18 protein-coding genes are annotated in these 20,911 nt (G+C 40.4%); 8 read left to right on the top strand and 10 right to left on the bottom strand.

From position 1 onward, the window contains the following. The first annotated feature begins 368 nt into the window (after positions 1 to 368). Complete coding sequence (locus N6B01_RS06755) at positions 369 to 773, top strand: RT0821/Lpp0805 family surface protein (RefSeq protein WP_246708178.1); 405 nt, start codon at positions 369 to 371, stop codon at positions 771 to 773. A gap of 236 nt (positions 774 to 1,009) precedes the next feature. Further along, positions 1,010 to 2,245 carry a L,D-transpeptidase family protein gene (locus N6B01_RS06750; RefSeq protein ID WP_182419499.1) on the top strand — a complete coding sequence of 412 codons (1,236 nt, stop codon included), beginning with the start codon at positions 1,010 to 1,012 and terminating at the stop codon, positions 2,243 to 2,245. Between the two features lie 92 nt (positions 2,246 to 2,337). Here N6B01_RS06750 and N6B01_RS06745 read toward each other — a convergent pair whose 3' ends face one another. The 3 genes from N6B01_RS06745 to N6B01_RS06735 form a co-directional block, all read right to left on the bottom strand. Continuing rightward, complete coding sequence (locus N6B01_RS06745; protein WP_182419498.1) at positions 2,338 to 2,733, bottom strand: (R)-mandelonitrile lyase; 396 nt, start codon at positions 2,731 to 2,733, stop codon at positions 2,338 to 2,340. Between the two features lie 91 nt (positions 2,734 to 2,824). Beyond that, on the bottom strand, positions 2,825 to 3,874 hold the full coding sequence (locus tag N6B01_RS06740) for an NAD(P)-dependent alcohol dehydrogenase (RefSeq protein ID WP_262080516.1): 1,050 nt from the start codon (positions 3,872 to 3,874) through the stop codon (positions 2,825 to 2,827). Between the two features lie 455 nt (positions 3,875 to 4,329). After that, entirely contained in the window at positions 4,330 to 6,618 is a 2,289-nt protein-coding gene (locus N6B01_RS06735) for a TonB-dependent receptor (protein ID WP_262080514.1), read from the bottom strand. Positions 6,619 to 7,024: 406 nt separating this feature from the next. Here N6B01_RS06735 and ccmI point away from each other — a divergent pair, with 406 nt between their 5' ends. Genes ccmI through N6B01_RS06715 form a run of 4 tightly spaced genes read left to right on the top strand, consistent with a single transcriptional unit; the run spans position 7,025 to position 11,099 of the window. Continuing rightward, a complete protein-coding gene (ccmI, locus tag N6B01_RS06730) occupies positions 7,025 to 8,146 on the top strand; it encodes a c-type cytochrome biogenesis protein CcmI (protein ID WP_262080512.1) in 1,122 nt (373 codons plus the stop codon). Position 8,147: 1 nt separating this feature from the next. Beyond that, positions 8,148 to 8,639: a cytochrome c maturation protein CcmE gene (ccmE, locus tag N6B01_RS06725; protein ID WP_182419494.1), complete on the top strand. Its 492-nt coding sequence runs from the start codon at positions 8,148 to 8,150 to the stop codon at positions 8,637 to 8,639. Further along, positions 8,629 to 10,632 carry a heme lyase CcmF/NrfE family subunit gene (locus N6B01_RS06720; protein ID WP_262080509.1) on the top strand — a complete coding sequence of 668 codons (2,004 nt, stop codon included), beginning with the start codon at positions 8,629 to 8,631 and terminating at the stop codon, positions 10,630 to 10,632. The genes ccmE and N6B01_RS06720 overlap by 11 nt, the downstream gene beginning before the upstream one ends. A gap of 8 nt (positions 10,633 to 10,640) precedes the next feature. Further along, a complete protein-coding gene (locus N6B01_RS06715) occupies positions 10,641 to 11,099 on the top strand; it encodes a cytochrome c-type biogenesis protein (protein ID WP_262080508.1) in 459 nt (152 codons plus the stop codon). A gap of 138 nt (positions 11,100 to 11,237) precedes the next feature. On the opposite strand, the gene N6B01_RS06710 is transcribed toward N6B01_RS06715, so the two are convergent. The 6 genes from N6B01_RS06710 to N6B01_RS06685 all read right to left on the bottom strand — a co-directional run bounded on the left by N6B01_RS06710 (position 11,238) and on the right by N6B01_RS06685 (position 17,501). Continuing rightward, positions 11,238 to 11,936: a TIGR02281 family clan AA aspartic protease gene (locus N6B01_RS06710; protein WP_262080507.1), complete on the bottom strand. Its 699-nt coding sequence runs from the start codon at positions 11,934 to 11,936 to the stop codon at positions 11,238 to 11,240. A 122-nt stretch (positions 11,937 to 12,058) separates the two neighbouring features. Continuing rightward, a complete protein-coding gene (locus N6B01_RS06705; protein ID WP_262080506.1) occupies positions 12,059 to 13,060 on the bottom strand; it encodes a bifunctional riboflavin kinase/FAD synthetase in 1,002 nt (333 codons plus the stop codon). A 2-nt stretch (positions 13,061 to 13,062) separates the two neighbouring features. Then, the gene (locus N6B01_RS06700) at positions 13,063 to 13,911 is read right to left on the bottom strand and encodes a TIGR01459 family HAD-type hydrolase (RefSeq protein ID WP_262080505.1); all 849 of its coding nucleotides are present in this window, start codon (positions 13,909 to 13,911) and stop codon (positions 13,063 to 13,065) included. A 217-nt stretch (positions 13,912 to 14,128) separates the two neighbouring features. Further along, complete coding sequence (locus N6B01_RS06695) at positions 14,129 to 15,397, bottom strand: M16 family metallopeptidase (protein ID WP_182419489.1); 1,269 nt, start codon at positions 15,395 to 15,397, stop codon at positions 14,129 to 14,131. A gap of 182 nt (positions 15,398 to 15,579) precedes the next feature. Next, a complete protein-coding gene (locus N6B01_RS06690) occupies positions 15,580 to 16,275 on the bottom strand; it encodes a P-loop NTPase family protein (RefSeq protein ID WP_262080504.1) in 696 nt (231 codons plus the stop codon). Beyond that, positions 16,272 to 17,501: an AI-2E family transporter gene (locus N6B01_RS06685; protein ID WP_262080503.1), complete on the bottom strand. Its 1,230-nt coding sequence runs from the start codon at positions 17,499 to 17,501 to the stop codon at positions 16,272 to 16,274. Before N6B01_RS06685 ends, N6B01_RS06690 begins: the two co-directional genes overlap by 4 nt. A gap of 267 nt (positions 17,502 to 17,768) precedes the next feature. Here N6B01_RS06685 and purM point away from each other — a divergent pair, with 267 nt between their 5' ends. Beyond that, complete coding sequence (gene purM / locus N6B01_RS06680; RefSeq protein WP_262080502.1) at positions 17,769 to 18,845, top strand: phosphoribosylformylglycinamidine cyclo-ligase; 1,077 nt, start codon at positions 17,769 to 17,771, stop codon at positions 18,843 to 18,845. Further along, positions 18,842 to 19,459: a phosphoribosylglycinamide formyltransferase gene (purN, locus tag N6B01_RS06675; protein WP_262080501.1), complete on the top strand. Its 618-nt coding sequence runs from the start codon at positions 18,842 to 18,844 to the stop codon at positions 19,457 to 19,459. Before purM ends, purN begins: the two co-directional genes overlap by 4 nt. 90 nt (positions 19,460 to 19,549) lie before the next feature. Here purN and tyrS read toward each other — a convergent pair whose 3' ends face one another. Then, a complete protein-coding gene (gene tyrS / locus N6B01_RS06670; protein ID WP_182419485.1) occupies positions 19,550 to 20,803 on the bottom strand; it encodes a tyrosine--tRNA ligase in 1,254 nt (417 codons plus the stop codon). Between the last annotated feature and the right edge of the window lie 108 nt (positions 20,804 to 20,911).

The raw sequence follows: 20,911 nt of genomic DNA, 5'->3' as shown, positions 1-20,911 counted from the left end.
GGCAAATTAGCATTGCATAAAATGAATGTTAATTGTCAAAACTTTACTTAGTAAAAAATAAAATTTTTAATTAAGTTATAGTTGTTTAGAATTCAAATTATGATGCTTGATAAAGTCAATTGTTAATTTTTTAGATGTAGTTTAAGCGGTTAAGGTATTGATCTGGCGTGAAAATAGGCTTTCTACAATTGATGGAGCGTTGAAACAGCAATATTACCCTTAAATCACTTTATTGAAATGCATTATTTGATTGATTTATCATATTTTTCACTCAAATCGCTTCACAGATTTTCAAAAATGCTCTAGATATTAAGTGTTTATATTTTTATGTAGCTAAATTTTAGTTACAGTGATTCATGGTATTGAAAATGAAAAAATCGGCCGTCCTTATAACAATGTTGTGTATTCCGTCACTTGTTGCGGGTTGTATCAAGCAACCACAGACCACAACTACAGCAACAGAAAACCTTATATATTCTGCAATGGGGACAGGACTTCTTGGTGATTCTATTTCAAGAATTCCTGCGAAACAGCGCAGCCTTGCTTTAGAGGCTGAATATAAGGCACTAGAATATACACGTTCTGGCAATACCATTAATTGGGCGACCAATGATGGAGTTGCATCAGGTACAGTAACGCCGGGTCAGCCTTATCGTGTAGGATCACAAAATTGCCGTCAATATAGCCATAGTTTTGTGATTCGCGGTGTGCCGCAAACTAATCGTGGTAGTGCATGCCGAAATGATGATGGTAGCTGGTCGCCATTGACCTAATTTTTTAAAACAAGTGTTGTGTTGCTATTAAAGTGTTTTAGCGCTTTTTTACAGAAGCTTCATTCATTTGAAATATGCGTCTTTATGTCAAGAATTTTATTCTTGACATTTTATCACCATAAAATAGTAGCAAAATTTCAGCAAATGCGGCAGGCTTAATAATTATTAGCCTGTTTAGGTTATTTTAAGGCTATCCACTTATAAATGTGGTAGCTTTATTACATGGATGTCGAGAAATGAAAAAACAGGTAAATCGCCGGATGGTGTTGGGTTCAGCTTTAGGGTTGGGGCTTTTCGGTTTGGTAGGTAGTGCAACAGCTCAAAGGGCGTCTTCTTGGGGAGACCAATTTGACACGCAAGCAGCTGGTGGGCAGCAGGTTGCCTCTAATATTCCTGTTCTAAGTGGTGCAACTGTAAGTTATACACAAGTTGCCATTTCTCAGTATGAGGCCATCGTTGCGCAAGGTGGTTGGCCTCACGTTCCAGCCGAACAGGGCAAATTACAGCTGGGCATGAATCATCCTGCTGTAGAAATTATGCGTCAACGTTTGTTTATTTCTGGTGATTTAGCGCGTGAAGCTGGTTTGTCCGTAGCTTTTGATACTTATGTTGATGCCGCTGTACGTCGTTTTCAAGCGCGTCATGGTTTGCCTGCAGACGGTGTTGTCGGAGATATAACCTACCGCGCCATGAATGTTAGTGCTGATGCACGCTTGCAGCAATTACGCGTTAATCTTGATCGCTTGCAAAAAGAAGCAGAAAAAACAGCGCGTGAACAGCGCTTTGTTATGGTGAATATCCCTGCAGCGCAAATTGAAGCTGTTGAAGATGGTTCTGTTGCTCAGCGTTACACGGCAGTTGTTGGTAAGATAGATCGCCAAACGCCACTTCTTGATTCTAAAATTCATGAAGTGATTTTAAATCCAACTTGGACAGTTCCTGCATCAATCATTAAAAAGGATATTATTCCTTTGATGCGTAAAAGTCCAAATTATCTAACCGATAATAATATCCATTTATTTAATGGTCAGGGGCAAGAGGTTTCCCCTCAATCGGTTAACTGGAATACCGATGAAGCAACGAGGTTGCGTTTCCGTCAGGATCCTGGTAAAATCAATGCGATGTCATCAACCAAAATTAATTTTCATAATACTCATTCGGTATATATGCATGATACACCGCAGCAAACCCTTTTCAATAATTTGATGCGCTTTGACTCTTCTGGTTGTATTCGTATTCATAATATTAGAGATTTTAACGTCTGGGTTTTGAAAAATACACCAGATTGGGATAGAACGCGTATGGAGCAGGTTATTGGCCAGCGTGTTAATACGCCTATTGCCGTTAAAGATCCAATTCCTTTGCACTTTGTATATATTTCAGCCTGGTCAACAGGTAATGGGGTAGTGCAGTTCCGCGGTGATATTTATCACATGGATGGCGCTAGTGAATTAGCATTTACTGAATCTTGAATCTAAAAACGTTTTATAAGGAGCCGCCATTGTTTGACAAGGGCGGCTTTTTTATCATTCAGTTATGTGTGATAAATGATTTTAAGTCTTTATTAGCGTGAATATTGTGCATCACTGACTGGTTCTAACCATTCAACGGTTTTGCCATTTTCAAGCTCTTGCACAGCAAAATGTGACATGGCTGTGTTTGGGGAGGCGCCATGCCAATGTCTTTCTCCAGGTTCAAACCACACAACATCACCGGGGCGCACTTCTTCAATCGGTCCACCGTCTTTTTGTACAAGGCCAAGACCAAATGTAATAATAATCGCTTGGCCTTTTGGGTGGGTGTGCCAATTAGTACGGGCAGATGGTTCAAAAGTTACATGACCACATGTGACATTGGCACCTTGATGCTCATCAATGACTGCATCAAGACGGGCAGTCCCAGTAAAATAATCAGGCGATAATTTGACCGATGATCGGGTGCCAGAGCGAATTATTTCCATGATATTAATCCCTTATAAAAAAGTAAAAAGCATCTTTTTTTAATTTAAAAAATGCTCATTTATAGCAATAAATGAGAGTGCATCTAGCAGCCTAGGCTTGCGACATATCAATGACAAAACGATATTTAACGTCGCTTTTTAACATGCGTGCATAAGCGTTTTCTATTTGACTTGGTGCTATGAGTTCGATATCTGCGGTAATGTTATGCTTACCACAAAAGTCTAACATTTTTTGTGTTTCTGCAATGCCACCAATGGCCGATCCGGCGAAAGAGCGGCGATAGGGAATAAGGTTGAATACCTGTACGGGGAGGGGCTCAACCGGTGCTCCGACTTGTACCAATGTACCATCGACTTTAAGCAGATTAAAATATTGGTTGATATCATGCTGCGCTGCAACGGTATCAATGATCAGATCAAGGCTTTTATCAGCTTTTGCCAAAGCTGTTGCGTCTCTGGTCAATACAATCTTATCAGCGCCAAGACGATGTGCATCATCAACTTTATTGACGGACGTCGTGAGCATGGTGACTTCAGCTCCCATGGCATGTGCGAGTTTAACCGCCATGTGACCAAGGCCACCAAGTCCCGCTACCCCTACTTTTGTTCCCTTGGTAACCTTCCAATGATGAAGGGGAGAAAAAGTGGTAATACCTGCGCAAAGAAGTGGTGCTGCCGCAGCAAGATCAAGATTATCAGGGATCGATAAAACAAAATTTTCATGTACGACAATGCGCTTGGAATAACCACCAAAAGTATGACGATCAGGACCAGTTTCCGGATCTTGGCTGTTATAGGTTAATGTATTACCATTTTCACAATATTGTTCCAATCCTTGGTTGCAATAATCACAGTTTTGGCAAGAATTGACCATGCAACCAACACCAACACGTTGGCCGACTTTAAATTTGGTTACTTTACTGCCAATCCGGCGAACGGTACCAACGATTTCATGGCCAGGAACACAAGGATATTGGGTGCCAGCCCATTCACCACGTGCGGTATGCAAGTCTGAATGGCAAACACCGCAAAAAGCAATATCAATGTCAACGTCGAAAGCAAGGGGATCGCGACGTTCAAAACTAAAGGGCTGAAACGTGTCGTTAGCTGAGGATACGGCAAAGCCGTCACAAATAAACATTTAAAAGCTCCAATTTAAATATTAAAATTATTGTTTAAAATCATTCCAGTTAGATTGGGTTTACATAAAAAATTGCAAATCTTTGTATTTATGTGCGGTTTTAATTATGGAAAATTAACATCGGCCTTTTTAAAACTGCTTTGTGCCGCATCACATATGACGTGTTAAAGGTTACGGTAAATTTATGAGGGATGGTTATGCTATAAATACAAATATCTTTATGGCTTAATTTTAAGGTATAAAATTCCTTTCGATAATAGTTTATTTTCACTAATAGTTATGAGTGAAATTCATTAATGTGATGGCAAATTAAAAACGATATTAAATGATTTTTGTGTAATCATGAGGCTACTTTTTTAAATAGATGGAAAGCAAAAAGCCATTTCCGGCGGTTGGAAATGGCTTTAAATTTGGCGTTTTTGCCGGAAAATATATGGTATCGGCTTATCGGCTAATTAAAATTTTGCGCCTATATTAATAACAAAGCTGCGCCCTGATGTTGGAATAGCCCGCGACCCGCCCATATAGGATGTATAATTGGTTCTATCGGTAAGGTTATAAGCATTAGCACTAAAACGCCATTTTTCAGTTTCATAAGATGCCATTGCGTCAAGAGTAAAACTATGGGGAATGCGGCTTAGGCTATTGCTAGAAACTGGAACAGCATCGCGATAGGTCATTCCGCCACCGATCAGCAATTTGCCATTCAAACTATTAAAATGCGGAGCAAGATCATAGGTTGTCCAAAGGGATGCGGCATTTTTTGCAGCACCAGGAACGCTGTTGCCGATTACTGAACTTGTTGCGGAGTCGAGAATTTTACTTTGCAAATAGGTATAAGAAGTATAAACATCCCACTGTTCTGTAATCTTTCCTGTAAGACCTGCTTCAAAACCGCGTACCCGCTGTTTTTCGCCAGATCTTGTAACTGAGCCATCAGGATTATTATAAAGCGCGTTATTTTTCTCTACTTGAAATAATGCGCCAGTTAAACCAATGCGGCCATCGAGTAAGTCAATTTTACCGCCAAGTTCGAATAATTCACTTTTTTCCGGATCCCAATCAATGCGCGCAGCCGTAACTGGATTGAAATCAGAAGTGATATATTGTCCAAAAGGTAAGTTATTAGATACAGACCATGAAAAATAGTAAGTTTGTGCTTTTGTTGGTTCCCAAATAACGCTTGCTTTAGGGCTAATATAATCTGCTTTTGCCATGAGCGAATTTATTCCCGCCGCTGTGGTTACATCATAATTAATTTTTTGATAATCCCAGCGTAAGCCTGCCATAATCGAGAATTGTTCATTAAGCCACATGCGGTCGCTAAAAAAAAGTGCCACAGAACGTGAGTTTGAGTCCTTGTAATTGTCAGGATTTGGCACAAGGCTATAATAGCTTGAATCCATATTTTCTGTCCAAAGCCTTGGTGCGCCTAAGCTTTTGGGAGATGTGTATCTATAACCTTGGCGTTGATCATCTTGATACATCATATCAAGACCAAGTACGGCTTGGTGGCGGAATGCGCCAGTTTCAAATTTTGCAACGGCAGTTGAAATATTTTGCAAGCCCCAGCTTTTTTGATCATAAGTGACACCGCCGCCACCGCCATAGGCCATAAGCGGATTTCCACCACCGCCAAATAGGGCATTGGTACATTGAGCAGCAACGGCACAGCGAATAGGGGTTGCGCTAAAATAGCGTTTGAAATGAGTATAGCGTGTGTCATTTGTAAAGGTCAGCCACTCATTGATCTCATTGCGATAATTTGAAGTGACCATGTGAATCTCGGATTTATCACGATCGCTATTTTTTCCGTAAAAAATGTTTCTTGGCACACCATATTCAGTCACTGGGCGTGAAATGCCATTTGGATCAGCAACAAATGGAATGCCATAATCGGGAAGGCGATCAGTTTTTTGGTAAAAGTAACCTAAATGCCATGTTTGATTTGTACCAAGTCCAAAACCTGCAGATGTCGCTAAGCCCCAACGGTTAGATGTAACATGATTGCGGTCAACAACATCTTGCCAATTGCCCATTACATTAAATCGGACAGCCGTTGTATCATTGATTTGCTGATTGTAATCGATTGTGGGACGATAAAGCGGACCGTTACCTGTTGAAAAATTTACCGCGCCAAAAGTACCTAAACGAGCGCGCTTTGACGTCGAGTTAACAGCTCCGCCTGTAGTTCCAACGCCAAAATTTTCGCCATTAGGGCCTTTAAATACCTGAACTTGTTCCATGTTGAAACTGTCGCGAACGTAAACGCCGATATCGCGTAATCCATCACTATACGTATCGCCCGTTGCGTCAAAGCCTCTGATTCTAAAGCGGTCGCCATTCATGCCACCACCGCCTTCACCAATCGTTGTGGTGATACCGGGCACATTTTGCAACGCTTGTTCTAGTGTCATGACGTTTTGCTCAATCATGACATGCTCTGGCACCACATTCACAACTTGTGGAATGTCGCGGATTGTTCCTGGTAAACGCGAAGAGCCAGATTGTGCCGCGTTAATATTAGAAATACTTGCATTGCCACTGATGGTTATTGTTTCCAAAGTGGAATCGTCACCATCATTACTTGTAACATTTGTTGTGTTGCTATTCGTTGAATTTTGCGCTTGAGCGCTTACTGCATTTGGAAGCGTTGCTAAAGATGCAACAAGTCCAGCTTTGATTGCCATATTGCTAATGATGCGGCTGTTGTTAATAGCCCTCTTATTATTCGAAAACTCCATAAAAATACCCTCATTTTAAATTTTTACCTCTTATTCTTGACTTTGTTAGTCATGTTTTATCAAGATCGTTTGTGTTAAAATGGTGCTAATTATTAAAAAAAAATTTAGGTTGTGTTATTTAAGTAACGCATTAAAATTATTATAATTATACTTTAGTTTATTTAAATTGTATTTTTGTTTGTTCATATTATAAAGTATTGTTGGAATTGTAATAAATTTACTTTTTTGTATGATTAGTAATCAACTGGGGTTTGTGGATCTAAAAAAGTTGCTTGTTACCAATAGCGAGCAAGTCCTTTTTACGTATTTTTTAAAGCGTTTTAGAAAATTAGAAATAAAAGGTGAAAAAAGTAAAAATTAAAAGCATTGTGATTGGACATTTGATGACAATTGGTTTTTATAGGCTATGTTCTTTTGGTTTATTCTAATTCTAATAACTATTAGTGTCGTTTTTTTGCTGGTGCGTGCACTTGGCCGCGATGCTATTTTATCAAAAAGCAAATCTGAAGATAATGCTCAAAGCGATATAGCTGTTTATAAGAGTCAGCTCATAGAAATCGATGAAGAAGAAGCTGATGGGCAAATTTCTCATGAAAATGCTAAAGAGGCGCGGCTAGAGCTTGCACGGCGTATTCTTTCTAGCGAAAAAACGCCGATTAAAAATGGGCTAAATACCACGAATGGTTCAAAAGATCATGGTATGAAAACAATAGTTTTTATTGGTATTTTGTTTATTATCGCCGGAAGTTGGGGGATTTATTCGCTTATGGGAAGCCCCGATATGCCTCAGCGACCTTTTGAAATCTTGATGTCTAAGGATGATTCAACCCTTGATCTTGCTGAAAAAATTGTAAAGAGCGAAGCTCTGTTAGCTCGTAATCCAGATCAAGGTGACCTACTTGATAAACTTGGTGATCTTTATTTAGAGACAGGGCGTTTTCGCGATGCTGCGAATATGTTTAATCGATCTCTCGGCGTGAATGGCGAAAGCTCAAAAAGGTTTTTAAGTTATGGCATTGCTCTCATGGGATTGGAAAACGGTGTTGTCAATAAGGATGCAGAAATTGCTTTACAACAGGCCGCAAAATTAGATCCAGAAAATCCGCAGCCTCAAATTTTCCTAGCACGTGGTCTTATTCAAAATGGTGAACAGCAACAAGCTATTGAATTGTTAGAAAAATTTGTAAATGATCATGGTAAGGGGCAGGCTTGGGTGGCTGATATGCAGCTGGTTATCGATCAGCTAAAGGGAATAGAGCCACAAGCTCCTACTAAATTGACAAAAGAGCAGCATGATTTTATTGCCAATAATGTTGGCAAACTCGAAGATAAACTACAAGAAAGCCCGCAGGATTTACAAGGTTGGTTGATGTTGATCAATGCTTATTTTCTTTTGGAGCAACCTGAAAAAGTTCGTTCCACTTATGAAAAAGCTCTACGTCTCTTATCTCCTGAAAATAGAGAAAAATTGATTAATACTCTACAAGATAAAGGCTTTTCTCCCTCGCATGCAAAAGAGGCACACTGACATGTCAATGAGTGCAAAATCCAATAGTTTTCAAATGCATTTAAAAAAAGCGCGCCGAAAACGCTATATGTTATTGTTTTTAGCGCTTTTTGTCATGGCTGCAGCAGTTGGTCTTGTGGTTTTTGCTTTAGGGGACACGGCGAGTTATTTTCGTATGCCATCAGAGATCACTGAAGAGGATATAGCCTCGCAAAGGCCATTACGACTTGGCGGTTTTGTTGAGAAGGGTAGCGTTGTTCGCGGTGAAGGTACGGAGGTATCTTTTAACGTAACTGATTTTGGCAAAGTAGAATATGTTAAGTTCAATGGTATTTTGCCTGATCTTTTTAGGGAAGATCAAGGTGTTATCGTTGAAGGTAACTTTAATGGTGATAAGGTATTTATAGCTAGCCGTGTTTTAGCCAAGCATGACGAAAAATATGTTCCCAAAGATGTAGCTGATCGGTTGAAGGCCCAAGGCCTTTGGGAGGAATATCAAAAACATGATAAATGAAATTGGTTTATTCCTTACAATTCTTGCCTTTTGTCTTAGCTTTTTTCAAACCTTCATTGTACCTATTGCGGTTTATCGCAATAATGTTGGACTTATGCTTGCCAACCGTTCGATTAGTATTATCGTATTCATTTTAATTGGCTTTGCTTTTTTGTCACTAACTTATTCTTATGTAATTTCAGATTTTTCTGTTCTCAATGTTGTACAAAATTCTCATTCAGAAAAACCCTTATTATATAAGATTACCGGTGTTTGGGGAAATCATGAAGGATCAATGTTTCTTTGGGTGCTTATTCTTGCCTTTTTTAGTGCTTTGGTTGCAATTTTCGGCAAAAACTTACCGTTAAATCTTTCGACATTGACGTTATGCTGCCAAAGTGCCATTGCGAGTGCATTTTTAGCATTTATTCTGTTTACATCTAATCCATTCGCAAGAATTGATCCTCCTGCCTTACAGGGTAATGACCTTAATCCTATTTTGCAGGATATTGGCTTGGCCTTGCATCCTCCAATGCTCTATCTTGGCTATGTTGGTTTTTCAGTCTGTTTTTCATTTGCGATTGCTGCACTTATAACCGGCCGAGTTGATGCGGCTTTTGGCCGTTGGGTGCGCCCTTGGGCACTTATTTCGTGGGTGTTTTTAACTGGTGGTATTACCATGGGGTCTTATTGGGCTTATTATGAGCTTGGTTGGGGCGGTTATTGGTTTTGGGATCCGGTGGAGAACGCATCTTTGATGCCATGGCTTGCGGGAACTGCCTTGCTACATTCGGCTATTGTGCTTGAAAAACGCGCAGCATTAAAAGTTTGGACTATTCTTCTGGCAATTATTGCATTTTCCTTATCTTTGCTTGGCACATTTTTAGTACGTTCAGGCATATTGACTTCTGTACATAGTTTTGCTGTCGATCCGAAACGCGGTATTGCTATTTTAGCCATTTTAGGTTTTTTCATTGGTGTTGCTTTATTATTATTTGCAATACGTGCACCAAATATCAAAAATAGTGGTCTTTTTCAGCCAATATCCCGCGAAGGTGCTTTGGTTTTTAATAATGTTTTTTTAACCACTGCAAGCGCTACGGTGTTGGTTGGCACACTTTATCCTTTAATCGCTGAAATGCTATGGGACCAAAAAATTTCAGTTGGCGCACCATTTTTCAATATGACCTTTGGGCCACTATTCATTCCCTTGTTGGTAGGTGTTCCATTTGGAACATTGCTTGCTTGGAAGCGTGGTGATCTTATGCTCGCAGCTGGCCGCCTTTCTATGTGTTTTATTTTGGCGCTTATTGCGATGATTGTTAGCTTTTACCTAAGTGGTTATAAAGAAATCTTATCATGTGTAGGGATAGGGCTTGGAGTTTTTGTCATCTTTGGTTCATTTGCTGAAGTTGTTCTGAAAAGTGGCAAATGGGGTACATCATTCAAAACGCGCATTGCGCGCCTTAAGGGCTTGCCTCGTGCGGATTGGGGGGCGGCATTCGCCCATATGGGATTAGGCGTAACCCTTTTCGGCATTGTTGCAGTTGCAACTTTTGGCCAAGAGCGTATCTTAACTATGAAGCCGGGTCAAAGTGTAGAAATTGCAGGGAAAACTATTCGTTTTGATGGATATCAGTCTTTAAATGGCGCGAATTATCAAGAAAATCGGATGCATTTTACCATGTTTAATCGCGATGCAGATAAATATATTGGTGAAGTAACCGCATCTAAAAGAACTTTTCCATCCCAAACCATGCAAACGACTGAAGCTGGCCTTTTATGGCGAGGATTATCACAATATTATATTGCACCAGGTAATTATGTCGAAGATAATGCCATGATTGTGCATATTTGGTCGAAGCCTAATGTGTTAATGATTTGGGGTGGTGGATTTTTAATGATGTTAGGGGGACTTCTGTCTCTTTCTGATCGACGGCTACGCATTGGTGCGCCTAAAGGGGCTAAAACTCGCCAAAAGCTTTCGACCGCTTTGCTTTTGGATGAAAAATAGGCATAGAGATGAAAAATACTATCCGATTGGTGATATTTATCTTGTTTGTTGGCTTTGCGAGTGTTGCTCAAGCTGTTCAGCCTGATGAAATATTGCCTGATGCTAATCTAGAAGCAAGAGCACGCGAGATTTCTTCGCATCTGCGTTGTCTTGTATGCCAAAACGAGTCCATTGATGATTCTAATGCGCCACTCGCTCGTGATTTGCGAATGTTGGTGCGAGAACGCCTAAGTGAAGGTGATAGTAATCAAAAAGCAATAGACTATATTGTTGCTCGTTATGGTGAATATGTCTTGTTAAAGCCACGTTTTGAAGGTTCTACTATACTCTTATGGCTTTCTCCAATTTTAATTCTTTTAGCAGCTTTTGCTTATATTCTTTATAATTTTAGGCAAAAGAAACCTTCCCAGCAAGTTGAACTTACAGTCGAAGAAAAACGGCGCTTGCAAAGGATATTGGATGAGTAATCTTGCTCTAGAGGGATAGATAATAGATTTAAAGCGGATATCTCGAGCTTGATAATTTTAATAAGTATGCGCTTTTTTTAGATTAAAATACAAAAAATTTAGAGCACTTAATTGAAAATGCTCTAAATTTTAAGTTTCTTAGTCAATCAAAATAAGTTGGTTACCTCTAATAGAGGTACTTGAAAGTGTATTAATAAAATTCATACCAAGCAAATTATCTGACAAAGCACCTGATGGTGCAATTAAAGCATTTAATTTTTTACGAGTAATTGAACCGATGCTTATACTATCTAATCTTACACGCGCTGTGTTAAGACTGCCATTTGCTGTTGATACGGGTGTGGTATAATTTAACCCTTGAATGTCTATACCAATATCAATAGCTGTTTCATTGGTAAGGACTATCGATGTTGCGCCAGTATCTATTAAGAATTTTACCCTATGATCATCAACTTTACCGGTTATTTGGTAGTGTCCGTTGCTTCCACGATCAATGGTAACTGTATTCCTACTCGTTAGGTCAACTGAAAGCACGCTTGCTGGAACTAAGCCGCCACTGATATTATGGGCAATATCTTGCAGATGAAAGCGATTATTATAACCAATAAGTAGAACGCCTATAATAGCTACCCAAATAAGTATATTTTTAAAAACATGGCTAAGGGTAATGCCAGACGACAGTAGTCCTGCCGCAAGAATTGTGGCAAATAAACCTCCAGTTGTTATTCTGGCTAGATCACTATTTGTTAGGGAGGACGAACTAATATTGTCATTGCCTAGATAAAAAATTAAAGCAATAACACCAACTGCAGTGAGACAAATCCATAATAACCGCATGTTAAAATCCCTATTATAATATTTTTTCGCAAATATATTGCTATAGATGCTATAGATAATGTGCTGTTGGAGCAATCTATAATTTTTTTCAAATTATAAGCAAATAAAATTAAAAAATATTACTATTTATCCCAGTTATCAAAAGCTAAATATTGGTCTATTGGATTGAGTGGGGCAATATGGGTTAGTATTTCACGTGCTTCTTCTTCATCTTTTTTGATTTGCTCGATCATAGGCTCAAGTCCGTCGAACTTTAATTCTCCACGCAAATAGGAAAAGAATGAAACAAAACATGTTTGCCCATAAATATCTTCATTAAAATCAAAAATGAAGGTCTCTAATAATGGTTCCTTTAATTCATTAACTGTCGGCCTTAATCCATAGCTTGCAACACCATTAAAAATTTTGCCATTTTGCGTGCGAAAACGTACCGCATAAACGCCAAATTTTAAACCAGTATCACTATCTAACCGCATATTGGCGGTGGGGAACCCAATTTGTCGCCCTAGAGCTGCACCATGAACGACATTGGATTTAATGGTATAGCGGTAACCAAGAAGACCTGCTGCTTCTTCTACTGCGCCGCAACTTAAAGCTTGCCTAATGCGGCTAGAAGATACGAGTTCACGATTTTCATCAAGAAAGCCATCAACAATAACGACATCAAAACCGCAATTCTTACCTTCATTAATAAGAAATTCGGGGGTTCCAGAGCGCTTTGCTCCAAAGTGAAAATTATCCCCCGTAACAACGACACTTGCCTTTAAGCAGTCACGCAAGATCGTATCCGTAAATTCTTTTGCCTGATGGGATGAGAAATCCTTGGTGAAGCGTTGTTCAATGACTGCGTCAAATCCGAGTTTTTCTAAAATTTCAGCACGTTCATCGGCAGGAGTAAGGCGATATAAGGGCTTAGTTGGATTAAAAAAACTGCGCGGATGCGGTTCAAAGGTAAGAACAATAGCTGGTTTTCCAAGCAGACGCGCCTTTTCAAGCGCAGTTTCTAACACAGCTAGATGACCACGATGAACACCGTCAAAGTTACCAATGGCAATAACGCCGCCCTGTAACTGGCTTGGCAGTACACCAACGTCAGGCAGGCGGATAATTTTTTTTGATTGCACGCCTATTCAAGCTCCATCATATCAAAATTGGGCACTAAAGAATAAGGGGCAAAGAATTCCTCAAGTAGCTTTTGATTGATCTCACCATCAATACAATATTCATTGGCATGAATACCGCGCGCAATATAAAGCGTATCAAAGCCATTATTAACACCGCCCTTAATGTCGGTTAAAACGCCATCTCCAATAACTAAGATTTTTTCTTTATTGGCTTCTTGGTTTAAAATAGCGCGCATTTTCTTTAAAGCTAATTCATATATTGGATGATGTGGCTTGCCGGCAATCATTGTGCGCCCACCCAATTGTGCATAGTCGCGAGCCAGTGCACCAGCGCACCAAACAAGCTTGTCGCCACGCTCTACCATAATATCAGGGTTGGCGCATATCATGGGTAAATTGCGCATACGCAAACGCTGTAATAGTTCTGCATAATCATCAGGTGTTTCAGTTTCGTCTTCATAAAGGCCAGTGACCACCACACCACTTGCTTCAAATTCTTCAACTAATTCACAGTCAAGCCCATCAAATAAGGCTAGATCACGATCTGGTCCAATAAGAAATAGCTTTTTAGGACCTTCTGCGATTAAATCTCTTGTTACATCACCAGAGGTGACAATGTCATCATAACAATTGGCATCAACGCCCATATCCGCAAGTTGTTGTGCAACGCCATCGCGTGGTCTTGGTGAGTTGGTTATAAGAATAACATGTTTTCCTGCGTCCCGCGCTGCTTTTAGGGCTGCTTGCGGCTTTGGAAAAACATGTATTCCATTATGTAAAACACCCCATACATCACAAAAGAAAATGTCATATTGACCAAATATATTATCAAGGCGGTCGAGGTGTTTCATAAAGTGCTCCTAAAGTTAAAGGAATAATAGTCAATAAATGTTATGCTGCATTTCTATATAAGTAACTGCTTTCCATTTGCCAACATGCAAAATCGAATAGCAAGATTGACTGCCATTGAAAACTTTACCCGTGAATGGATATGTAATTTTGTCATTTCAATATGTCGACTTTATTATAAAGCTTGGTAAAAATTATCAAATATTGCTTTCATGCAATTTAATGGATCCGTAATTTCATTTGCATATCTTCAAATGGCATAAGTTTGCCAATCGGTCCAATTGCAGCCATTGTTGGTTTTGAATCTAAAAATAAACGACGCGCAAGATCGGTTAAGCGATCACTATTGACTTGCGAAAGTCGCTCTAGCAGTTCAGAATTTGGAATAACGCGATTATAAAGCAATAATTGCCGCGCAATATGGTGTGCTTTACTCATCGAGCTTTCAGACGAAATCATTAGCCCAGCACGATATTGCGCTTTGGCGCGCCTAACCTCGGCTTCGGTAATATTTTCACTTGCCTTATAAAGTTCATCAAGAATAACGGGTACAAGTGGCTCTAAGCCATCATGCCCAGTTGCTGCATGAATACCAAATAGACCGGTATCAGAAAAGCCCCAATGAAATGAATAAATAGAATAGCATAAGCCACGATTTTCACGTATTTCTTGAAATAGACGTGAGGACATGCCGCCGCCAAGAACAATTGCTAAAAGTTGCGAAGCATAAAAATCGCGCATATGGTAGGCGCGGCCTTCAAAACCGAGTAGCAATTGCGCATCTTTTAAATCGCGATATTCACGAAAATCGCCGCCAACATAATTGGCAAGATCAGGAATTGTACCAGATGAATGGCTTCTAAAGTCGCCAAGACGCATTTCAACTTCTTTAACGAAGCTTTCATGCTCAACAGCCCCAGCAGCAACGACGATCATATGGCTCGCACAATAATGATCTTGCATGAATTTGCGTAAATCATCAGCGCTAAAACTTAAAACTGTTTCTGCAGTGCCTAAAATGGGGCGGCCTATAGTCTGGTGTCTAAATGCCGTTTCCGAAAAATGGTCGAAAACAACATCATCGGGCGTGTCGTGAGCTGCACCTATTTCTTGTAAAATTACGTTTTTTTCAAGCTCTAGCTCTTCTTCGTCAAAAAGAGGATTGGTAATAATATCGGACAGGATATCAATTGCAAGCGGAACGTCATCAGCAAGAACGCGGGCAAAATAACCAGTGGTTTCAACGCTAGTTGCGGCATTTATTTCGCCGCCGACATCTTCAATTTCTGTAGCTATTTGTAAAGATGTGCGTTTTGCAGTACCTTTAAAAGCCATATGTTCTAACAGATGGGCTATGCCATGTTGGTTGCTCTTTTCGTTACGTGAGCCAGCCTTTATCCAAATGCCAAGCGCAACAGTTTCAACCTGCCGCATGGTATGGGTTGCAATTGTTAATCCATTGCTTAAACGACTTATGTCAACACCCATTACGCTATATGCTCCCGATCTTATCATTTAGTGCTTAAGTAAAATAAGCAGCTTAGAATTTTTCAATTATGTTGAAAAGCCTTTTAATAGTTTTTTTATTCACAATTATAGGAAAACCTACTTTGAACCACAATTGTGAACCTTCTAATATAAATTAAATTTAATTGCGTTATGGATAACGATCAAGAATCAAATTCCATTTTTGCTAATACATTGGCAACTAAGCTACGGTTTATGCGACTTTTTTCTTCAAGTGCCATGGCATCGGTAAGAGCAACAAACTTCGCCGCTGCAGCTAAAGATCGCTCAATGCGGCCAGCAATAAATGGGATCAAATTAGGGTCAATATTAAGCTGCCTATCGGCAAATAGCTTGGTAATGACCGCACTTAATAGCATTTCATCAGGAGGTGAGAGCTCTATTAATGAAACCGCATTTAATCGTGAGGCAAGATCAGGCAGGCCAACCTGCCAATCAATTGGTCGCAAATGCGATGTCATTAAAAGCGAACTTTGTGCATTTTCAATACGTGTTTGCCTTATCGTATTGATAAGATGAAAAAGCGCCGTTTCATCAAATTTATGTGGCGCCATATCCTCAATCAAGATTGGTGTACCAGATAATGCCGCCCTTATAGCTGCGTCTATCTTTTTATGATTAAATTCGTGCGCATAGCTCTGCGCAGCCCATACTGCTGATAGGTGAGTTTTGCCTGAGCCTTTTGGGCCAACGAGTACCGTCACGGGTGAGGGCCAGTTTGGCCAACTTTCCAATAGGTTAAATGCGGTATGATTGGCAGGTGTTACAACAAAATCGTCAATACTATAGCGTGCCTCAGGCTCCAAAGCCAAAGGTAGTTGCCTTGGTGTTACATTCATTCACCACGCTCCGCGCCATCATTACCCTTATAAACGGGTGATTCTAAATATGTATGAAGAGCGAAACGTACAAGAACTCCAACCGCCGCTGCCGCCGGTACAGCAATCAGCATACCGGTAAACCCAAATATTGCACCAAAGGCAAAAAGGGCAAACATTAACCAAACAGGATGAAGTCCTACCGACGAACCAACTAGCTTTGGCTGCAAAATATAGCCTTCAACAAATTGTCCAACAAAGAAAAGGCAGGCAACGACAACAATCCAGCCCCAACTGTCTGGCCAATACTGAAATGCTGCCATACCAACGGCCAATAAAAGCCCAATAGCCGACCCTACATAAGGAATAAAGCTAATAAAACCAACAAAAAGACCGATCAATAGACCAAAGTTCAAGCCAGAAATGGTTAGCCCGATGGCATAATAGCAACCTAGGATCAAACATACCGAACCTTGACCACGAATGAAGCCAGCAACAGCGCGATCCATTTGCGCAAAAATACTACGAATAGTTGAAAGATGATCCCGTGGGATCCATGAATCAACTGTGTCAACCATTCGGTCCCAGTCGAGTAGCATGTAAAATGCCACAACTGGCGCCATGATCCATAAGATGAAGACGTTAACAATGGCGCGACCTGAATCCCAAAGCGATTGGAAAAGTCCTGTCACAATAGTTGAAAGCTTGTCAAGTAAGCTTTGTAGGCTACCTTGCAGAGTAGAGGTATCAATATTAAATTGATGTAACCAAGACAGATCTTGATTTTTCAAAAATTCGCGTAATGGCTTTATATAGCTTGGAATATTACTAGCAAAGCCGGCCAATTGCTGGGCAAGCAAAGGTACGAGTATGATAATTGCCAGAGCAAATATGACTACGACAAATATGACAATCGCAACAGTGGCCCACATTCGAGAAAAGCCAACTTTCTCCAAAAATTCTACTACAGGATTTAAAAAATAGGCAAGGGCAATACCGGCAACAAAAGGCAATAATACATCGCTGAAAACAATCAGAAACATAATGAAAAATAGTAGTGTTCCAAGCCAAAAAAAAGCTTGTTTACGCACATTACCCTGTAAAGGTACAAGAACAAAATTGGCTTTTGAGCGCAAGGCTCGCGCTTCTTGGCGCTCCTTCCGCTTTAATTGCCGCAATTGGCTGGCGGAAATCGTTACGACCTCATCGCTTTTTTTGTTGCCAGCATCTTGCGTTTCATCTTGCATATTGACCGCCTAATTTATCATAATTCATTTTTGCCTGAGCGTTTTAACATTGCTTCATGACCACATAGTGACCAAATCTTAGACGAATACTAAGGAGCACAAGACTATCAGATATGTGTTGAAATATCATTGGTCAAGGCTGCTATCCATAAGTCTTTTGTTTAAAAGTGTGTTTTTTTAAAAATTATGCGATTTTTTCTTGCGGCTTTGGGCGTGGCATGGCAAATGCATAATTATTGCGCTATTTTAATGCAAGGAAACCTAAAAATGGTTAAAGATAGTAAAGACCAAACTGTCGGCCTCACTTATGCACAATCAGGTGTGGATATTGATGCGGGGAACCATATGGTTGACCTCATTAAGCCATTGGTGCGCTCAACAAGCCGTGCAGGCGCCGATACAGAAATTGGTGGTTTTGGTGGGTTGTTTGATTTAAAAGCCGCCGGTTTTAAAGATCCGATTCTGGTTGCTGCAAATGATGGTGTTGGTACAAAGCTTAAAATCGCGATTGACGCGGGCTATCATGATGATGTTGGCATTGATCTTGTTGCTATGTGTGTGAATGATCTTGTCGTGCAGGGAGCTGAGCCGCTTTTCTTCCTTGATTATTTTGCAACTGGTAAACTCGACCCCAACCAAGGTGCCGCGATCGTATCGGGCATTGCAGAAGGTTGTCGCCAATCGGGGGCTGCATTAATTGGTGGTGAAACGGCTGAAATGCCGGGCATGTATCGCGATGGTGATTATGATCTTGCTGGCTTTGCTGTTGGTGCAGCAGAGCGAGGTTCTTTATTGCCGCATAAGGATATTGCTGAGGGTGATATTATTTTAGGTCTTTCCTCCTCAGGTATTCATTCCAACGGTTTTTCATTAGTGCGCAAGATTGTTGAACATTCGGGGTTGTCATGGAACGATCCTGCGCCGTTTCATACAGCTTTGCCACTTGGCCGCGCATTATTAACGCCAACACGTATTTATGTGCGTTCTATATTATCAGCGATAAAAGCGACCCAATCGATTAAAGCTCTTGCCCATATTACAGGTGGTGGCTTTCCTGAAAATATTCCGCGCGTTTTGCCTAAAAATTTAAGTGCGGAAATTAATCTTAATAGCGTAACCGTGCTTTCAGTATTCAAGTGGTTAGCAAATACTGGCAATATTGAAATGCATGAAATGTTACGTACCTTTAACTGTGGTATTGGCATGATTGTTGTTGTTGCACCACAAAATGTTGATGCGGTTAAAAAAGCATTAGAAGATGGTGGCGAAACAGTCAGCGAGATTGGCCAACTTATAGCGCGACAAGATAAGGGGGTTGTCTATAAGGGGCAATTAGCATTATGAGTCGTAAACGGGTTGTCGTTTTTATATCGGGCGGCGGCTCGAATATGGAAAAACTCATTGAAGCAAGCAAAGCTGCAGATTATCCGGCAGAAATTATTGCTGTTTTTTCAGATAAAGCCAATGCAGGTGGTTTGGATAAAGCAAAATTACAGGGTGTTGAGACCTTTGTTTTTGAACGCGCGTCTTTTGTTTCCAAGCAAGCTCATGAAGATGCAATTTTGCAGCAATTAGATGCGTTGGCTCCTGATATTATTTGTCTTGCGGGCTATATGCGTATTATTTCTGCAAATTTCATCAAGCCTTATGAAGGAAAGATTTTAAATATTCATCCCTCCTTATTGCCACTTTTTCCAGGCCTCCATACCCATCAGCGAGCAATTGATGCGGGGGTAAAAATTGCCGGCTGCACTGTGCATATCGTTACGGAAGGTATGGATGAGGGGCCTATTTTGGCCCAAGCAGTAGTGCCTGTTTTAGCCTCAGATAATGCTGATAGTTTAAGTGCGCGTGTTTTAAAGCAAGAGCATCGACTTTATCCGCAAACATTGCGTAATTTTATAGATAAAAAGTGCAATATTACTAGCGATCAGCAATCATTGATTTCCTTTGGGTAATAAGCTGTTAAATCTATGACGTTTAATAAAAAGCCGCTTAATATTTAAGATATTAAGCGGCTTTTAAAATGTCTTACATCGCAAAAAGAATTAAATTGGTTTTACCAATATGTGTTTTTTCTTACCAAATGACAGCTTAATCACATTCTCAGTGCCTAAATCGCTGTTATTGATTATGCGGCTTTCATCACTTACTGCAATGTCATTAACACGGATCGCGCCGCCTTGAATATTGCGACGAGCGTCACCGTTTGATTTTACAAGACCAGCTTTTACCAATAGAGATAAGATGCCGACACCATCTGAAAGTTCAGAACTTGCAATTTCCATTACTGGCAAATCTTGACCTAGCTTTCCTTCTTCAAAGGTTTGACGAGCCGTTTCAGCTGCAAGCTCGGCAGCTTCGCGGCCATGCAGCATTGCAGTAATTTCTGTTGCTAAGATTTTTTTGACATCATTAATTTCTGCGCCTTGTAATTGAGCAAGGCGCGCAATTTCGTCCATTGGCAGGGTTGTATAAAGCTTCATGAAGCGAATAACGTCTGCATCTTCGGTATTGCGCCAATATTGCCAAAATTCATATGGGCTAACAAGGTCGGCATTTAGCCAAACCGCACCGTTTAAGGACTTACCCATTTTTACGCCAGAAGCGGTGGTTAAAAGTGGGGTAGTTAACGCATATAATTGGCTTGTTCCCATACGGTGGCCAAGTTCGATACCATTGACAATATTGCCCCATTGGTCCGAGCCGCCCATTTGCAGGGTCACGCCATGACGTTGATTAAGTACAACAAAGTCATAGGCCTGTAAAATCATATAGTTAAATTCAAGGAATGACAGTGAGTGCTCTCTATCAAGGCGCAATTTAACCGAGTCAAAAGACAACATGCGATTAACTGAAAAATGGCGGCCAACATCACGCAAAAATTCAAGATAGTTGAGGTTGCGCAACCAATCCGCATTATTTGCAATAACTGCATCATTTGGGCCATCGCCAAAAGTGATGTAATTTGAAAAGACGTGTTTAATGCCCTCAATATTGTCTGCAATTGTTTCAACAGTCATCAATTTGCGAGCTTCATCCTTAAAGGATGGATCGCCAACCATACCTGTGCCGCCGCCCATAAGTGCAACGGGACGGTGTCCAGTTTTTTGCAGCCAATAAAGCATCATGATTTGCATCATATGGCCAACGTGAAGGCTGTTCGCTGTTGGATCAAAGCCGATATAGGCTGAAACGGTTTCTTTCGCAAAAAGGTCATCTAGACCTTGTTCATCTGAAACTTGATGAATGAAACCACGCTCTTGCATGACGCGAAGAAAATCTGATTTAAAGCCCGACATCGATCTTTCCTGAATTTATAAAATTGAAATTATACACGCAATGAAACGCGCTATGCCTTGCTAGCATGAATCGGCTATAAATAACAAGGAATCAGTGTTGGGTGCAAA

Origin of the sequence: Bartonella sp. HY406 (assembly GCF_025449315.1) — a bacterium.
Taxonomy (GTDB): Bacteria; Pseudomonadota; Alphaproteobacteria; order Rhizobiales; family Rhizobiaceae; genus HY038.
Note: the sequence above shows the minus strand (reverse complement) of the source record. Positions and strands in the feature narration are given on the sequence as shown.

Excerpts from the sequence above, each read along its gene's own strand:
- N6B01_RS06755 (WP_246708178.1), top strand. The coding sequence starts at position 369 with ATGAAAAAATCGGCCGTCCTTATAACAATGTTGTGTATTCCGTCACTT.
- N6B01_RS06750 (WP_182419499.1), top strand. The coding sequence starts at position 1,010 with ATGAAAAAACAGGTAAATCGCCGGATGGTGTTGGGTTCAGCTTTAGGG.
- N6B01_RS06745 (WP_182419498.1), bottom strand. The coding sequence starts at position 2,733 with ATGGAAATAATTCGCTCTGGCACCCGATCATCGGTCAAATTATCGCCT.
- N6B01_RS06740 (WP_262080516.1), bottom strand. The coding sequence starts at position 3,874 with ATGTTTATTTGTGACGGCTTTGCCGTATCCTCAGCTAACGACACGTTT.
- N6B01_RS06735 (WP_262080514.1), bottom strand. The coding sequence starts at position 6,618 with ATGGAGTTTTCGAATAATAAGAGGGCTATTAACAACAGCCGCATCATT.
- ccmI (WP_262080512.1), top strand. The coding sequence starts at position 7,025 with ATGTTCTTTTGGTTTATTCTAATTCTAATAACTATTAGTGTCGTTTTT.
- ccmE (WP_182419494.1), top strand. The coding sequence starts at position 8,148 with ATGTCAATGAGTGCAAAATCCAATAGTTTTCAAATGCATTTAAAAAAA.
- N6B01_RS06720 (WP_262080509.1), top strand. The coding sequence starts at position 8,629 with ATGATAAATGAAATTGGTTTATTCCTTACAATTCTTGCCTTTTGTCTT.
- N6B01_RS06715 (WP_262080508.1), top strand. The coding sequence starts at position 10,641 with ATGAAAAATACTATCCGATTGGTGATATTTATCTTGTTTGTTGGCTTT.
- N6B01_RS06710 (WP_262080507.1), bottom strand. The coding sequence starts at position 11,936 with ATGCGGTTATTATGGATTTGTCTCACTGCAGTTGGTGTTATTGCTTTA.
- N6B01_RS06700 (WP_262080505.1), bottom strand. The coding sequence starts at position 13,911 with ATGAAACACCTCGACCGCCTTGATAATATATTTGGTCAATATGACATT.
- N6B01_RS06695 (WP_182419489.1), bottom strand. The coding sequence starts at position 15,397 with ATGGGTGTTGACATAAGTCGTTTAAGCAATGGATTAACAATTGCAACC.
- N6B01_RS06690 (WP_262080504.1), bottom strand. The coding sequence starts at position 16,275 with ATGAATGTAACACCAAGGCAACTACCTTTGGCTTTGGAGCCTGAGGCA.
- N6B01_RS06685 (WP_262080503.1), bottom strand. The coding sequence starts at position 17,501 with ATGCAAGATGAAACGCAAGATGCTGGCAACAAAAAAAGCGATGAGGTC.
- purM (WP_262080502.1), top strand. The coding sequence starts at position 17,769 with ATGGTTAAAGATAGTAAAGACCAAACTGTCGGCCTCACTTATGCACAA.
- purN (WP_262080501.1), top strand. The coding sequence starts at position 18,842 with ATGAGTCGTAAACGGGTTGTCGTTTTTATATCGGGCGGCGGCTCGAAT.
- tyrS (WP_182419485.1), bottom strand. The coding sequence starts at position 20,803 with ATGTCGGGCTTTAAATCAGATTTTCTTCGCGTCATGCAAGAGCGTGGT.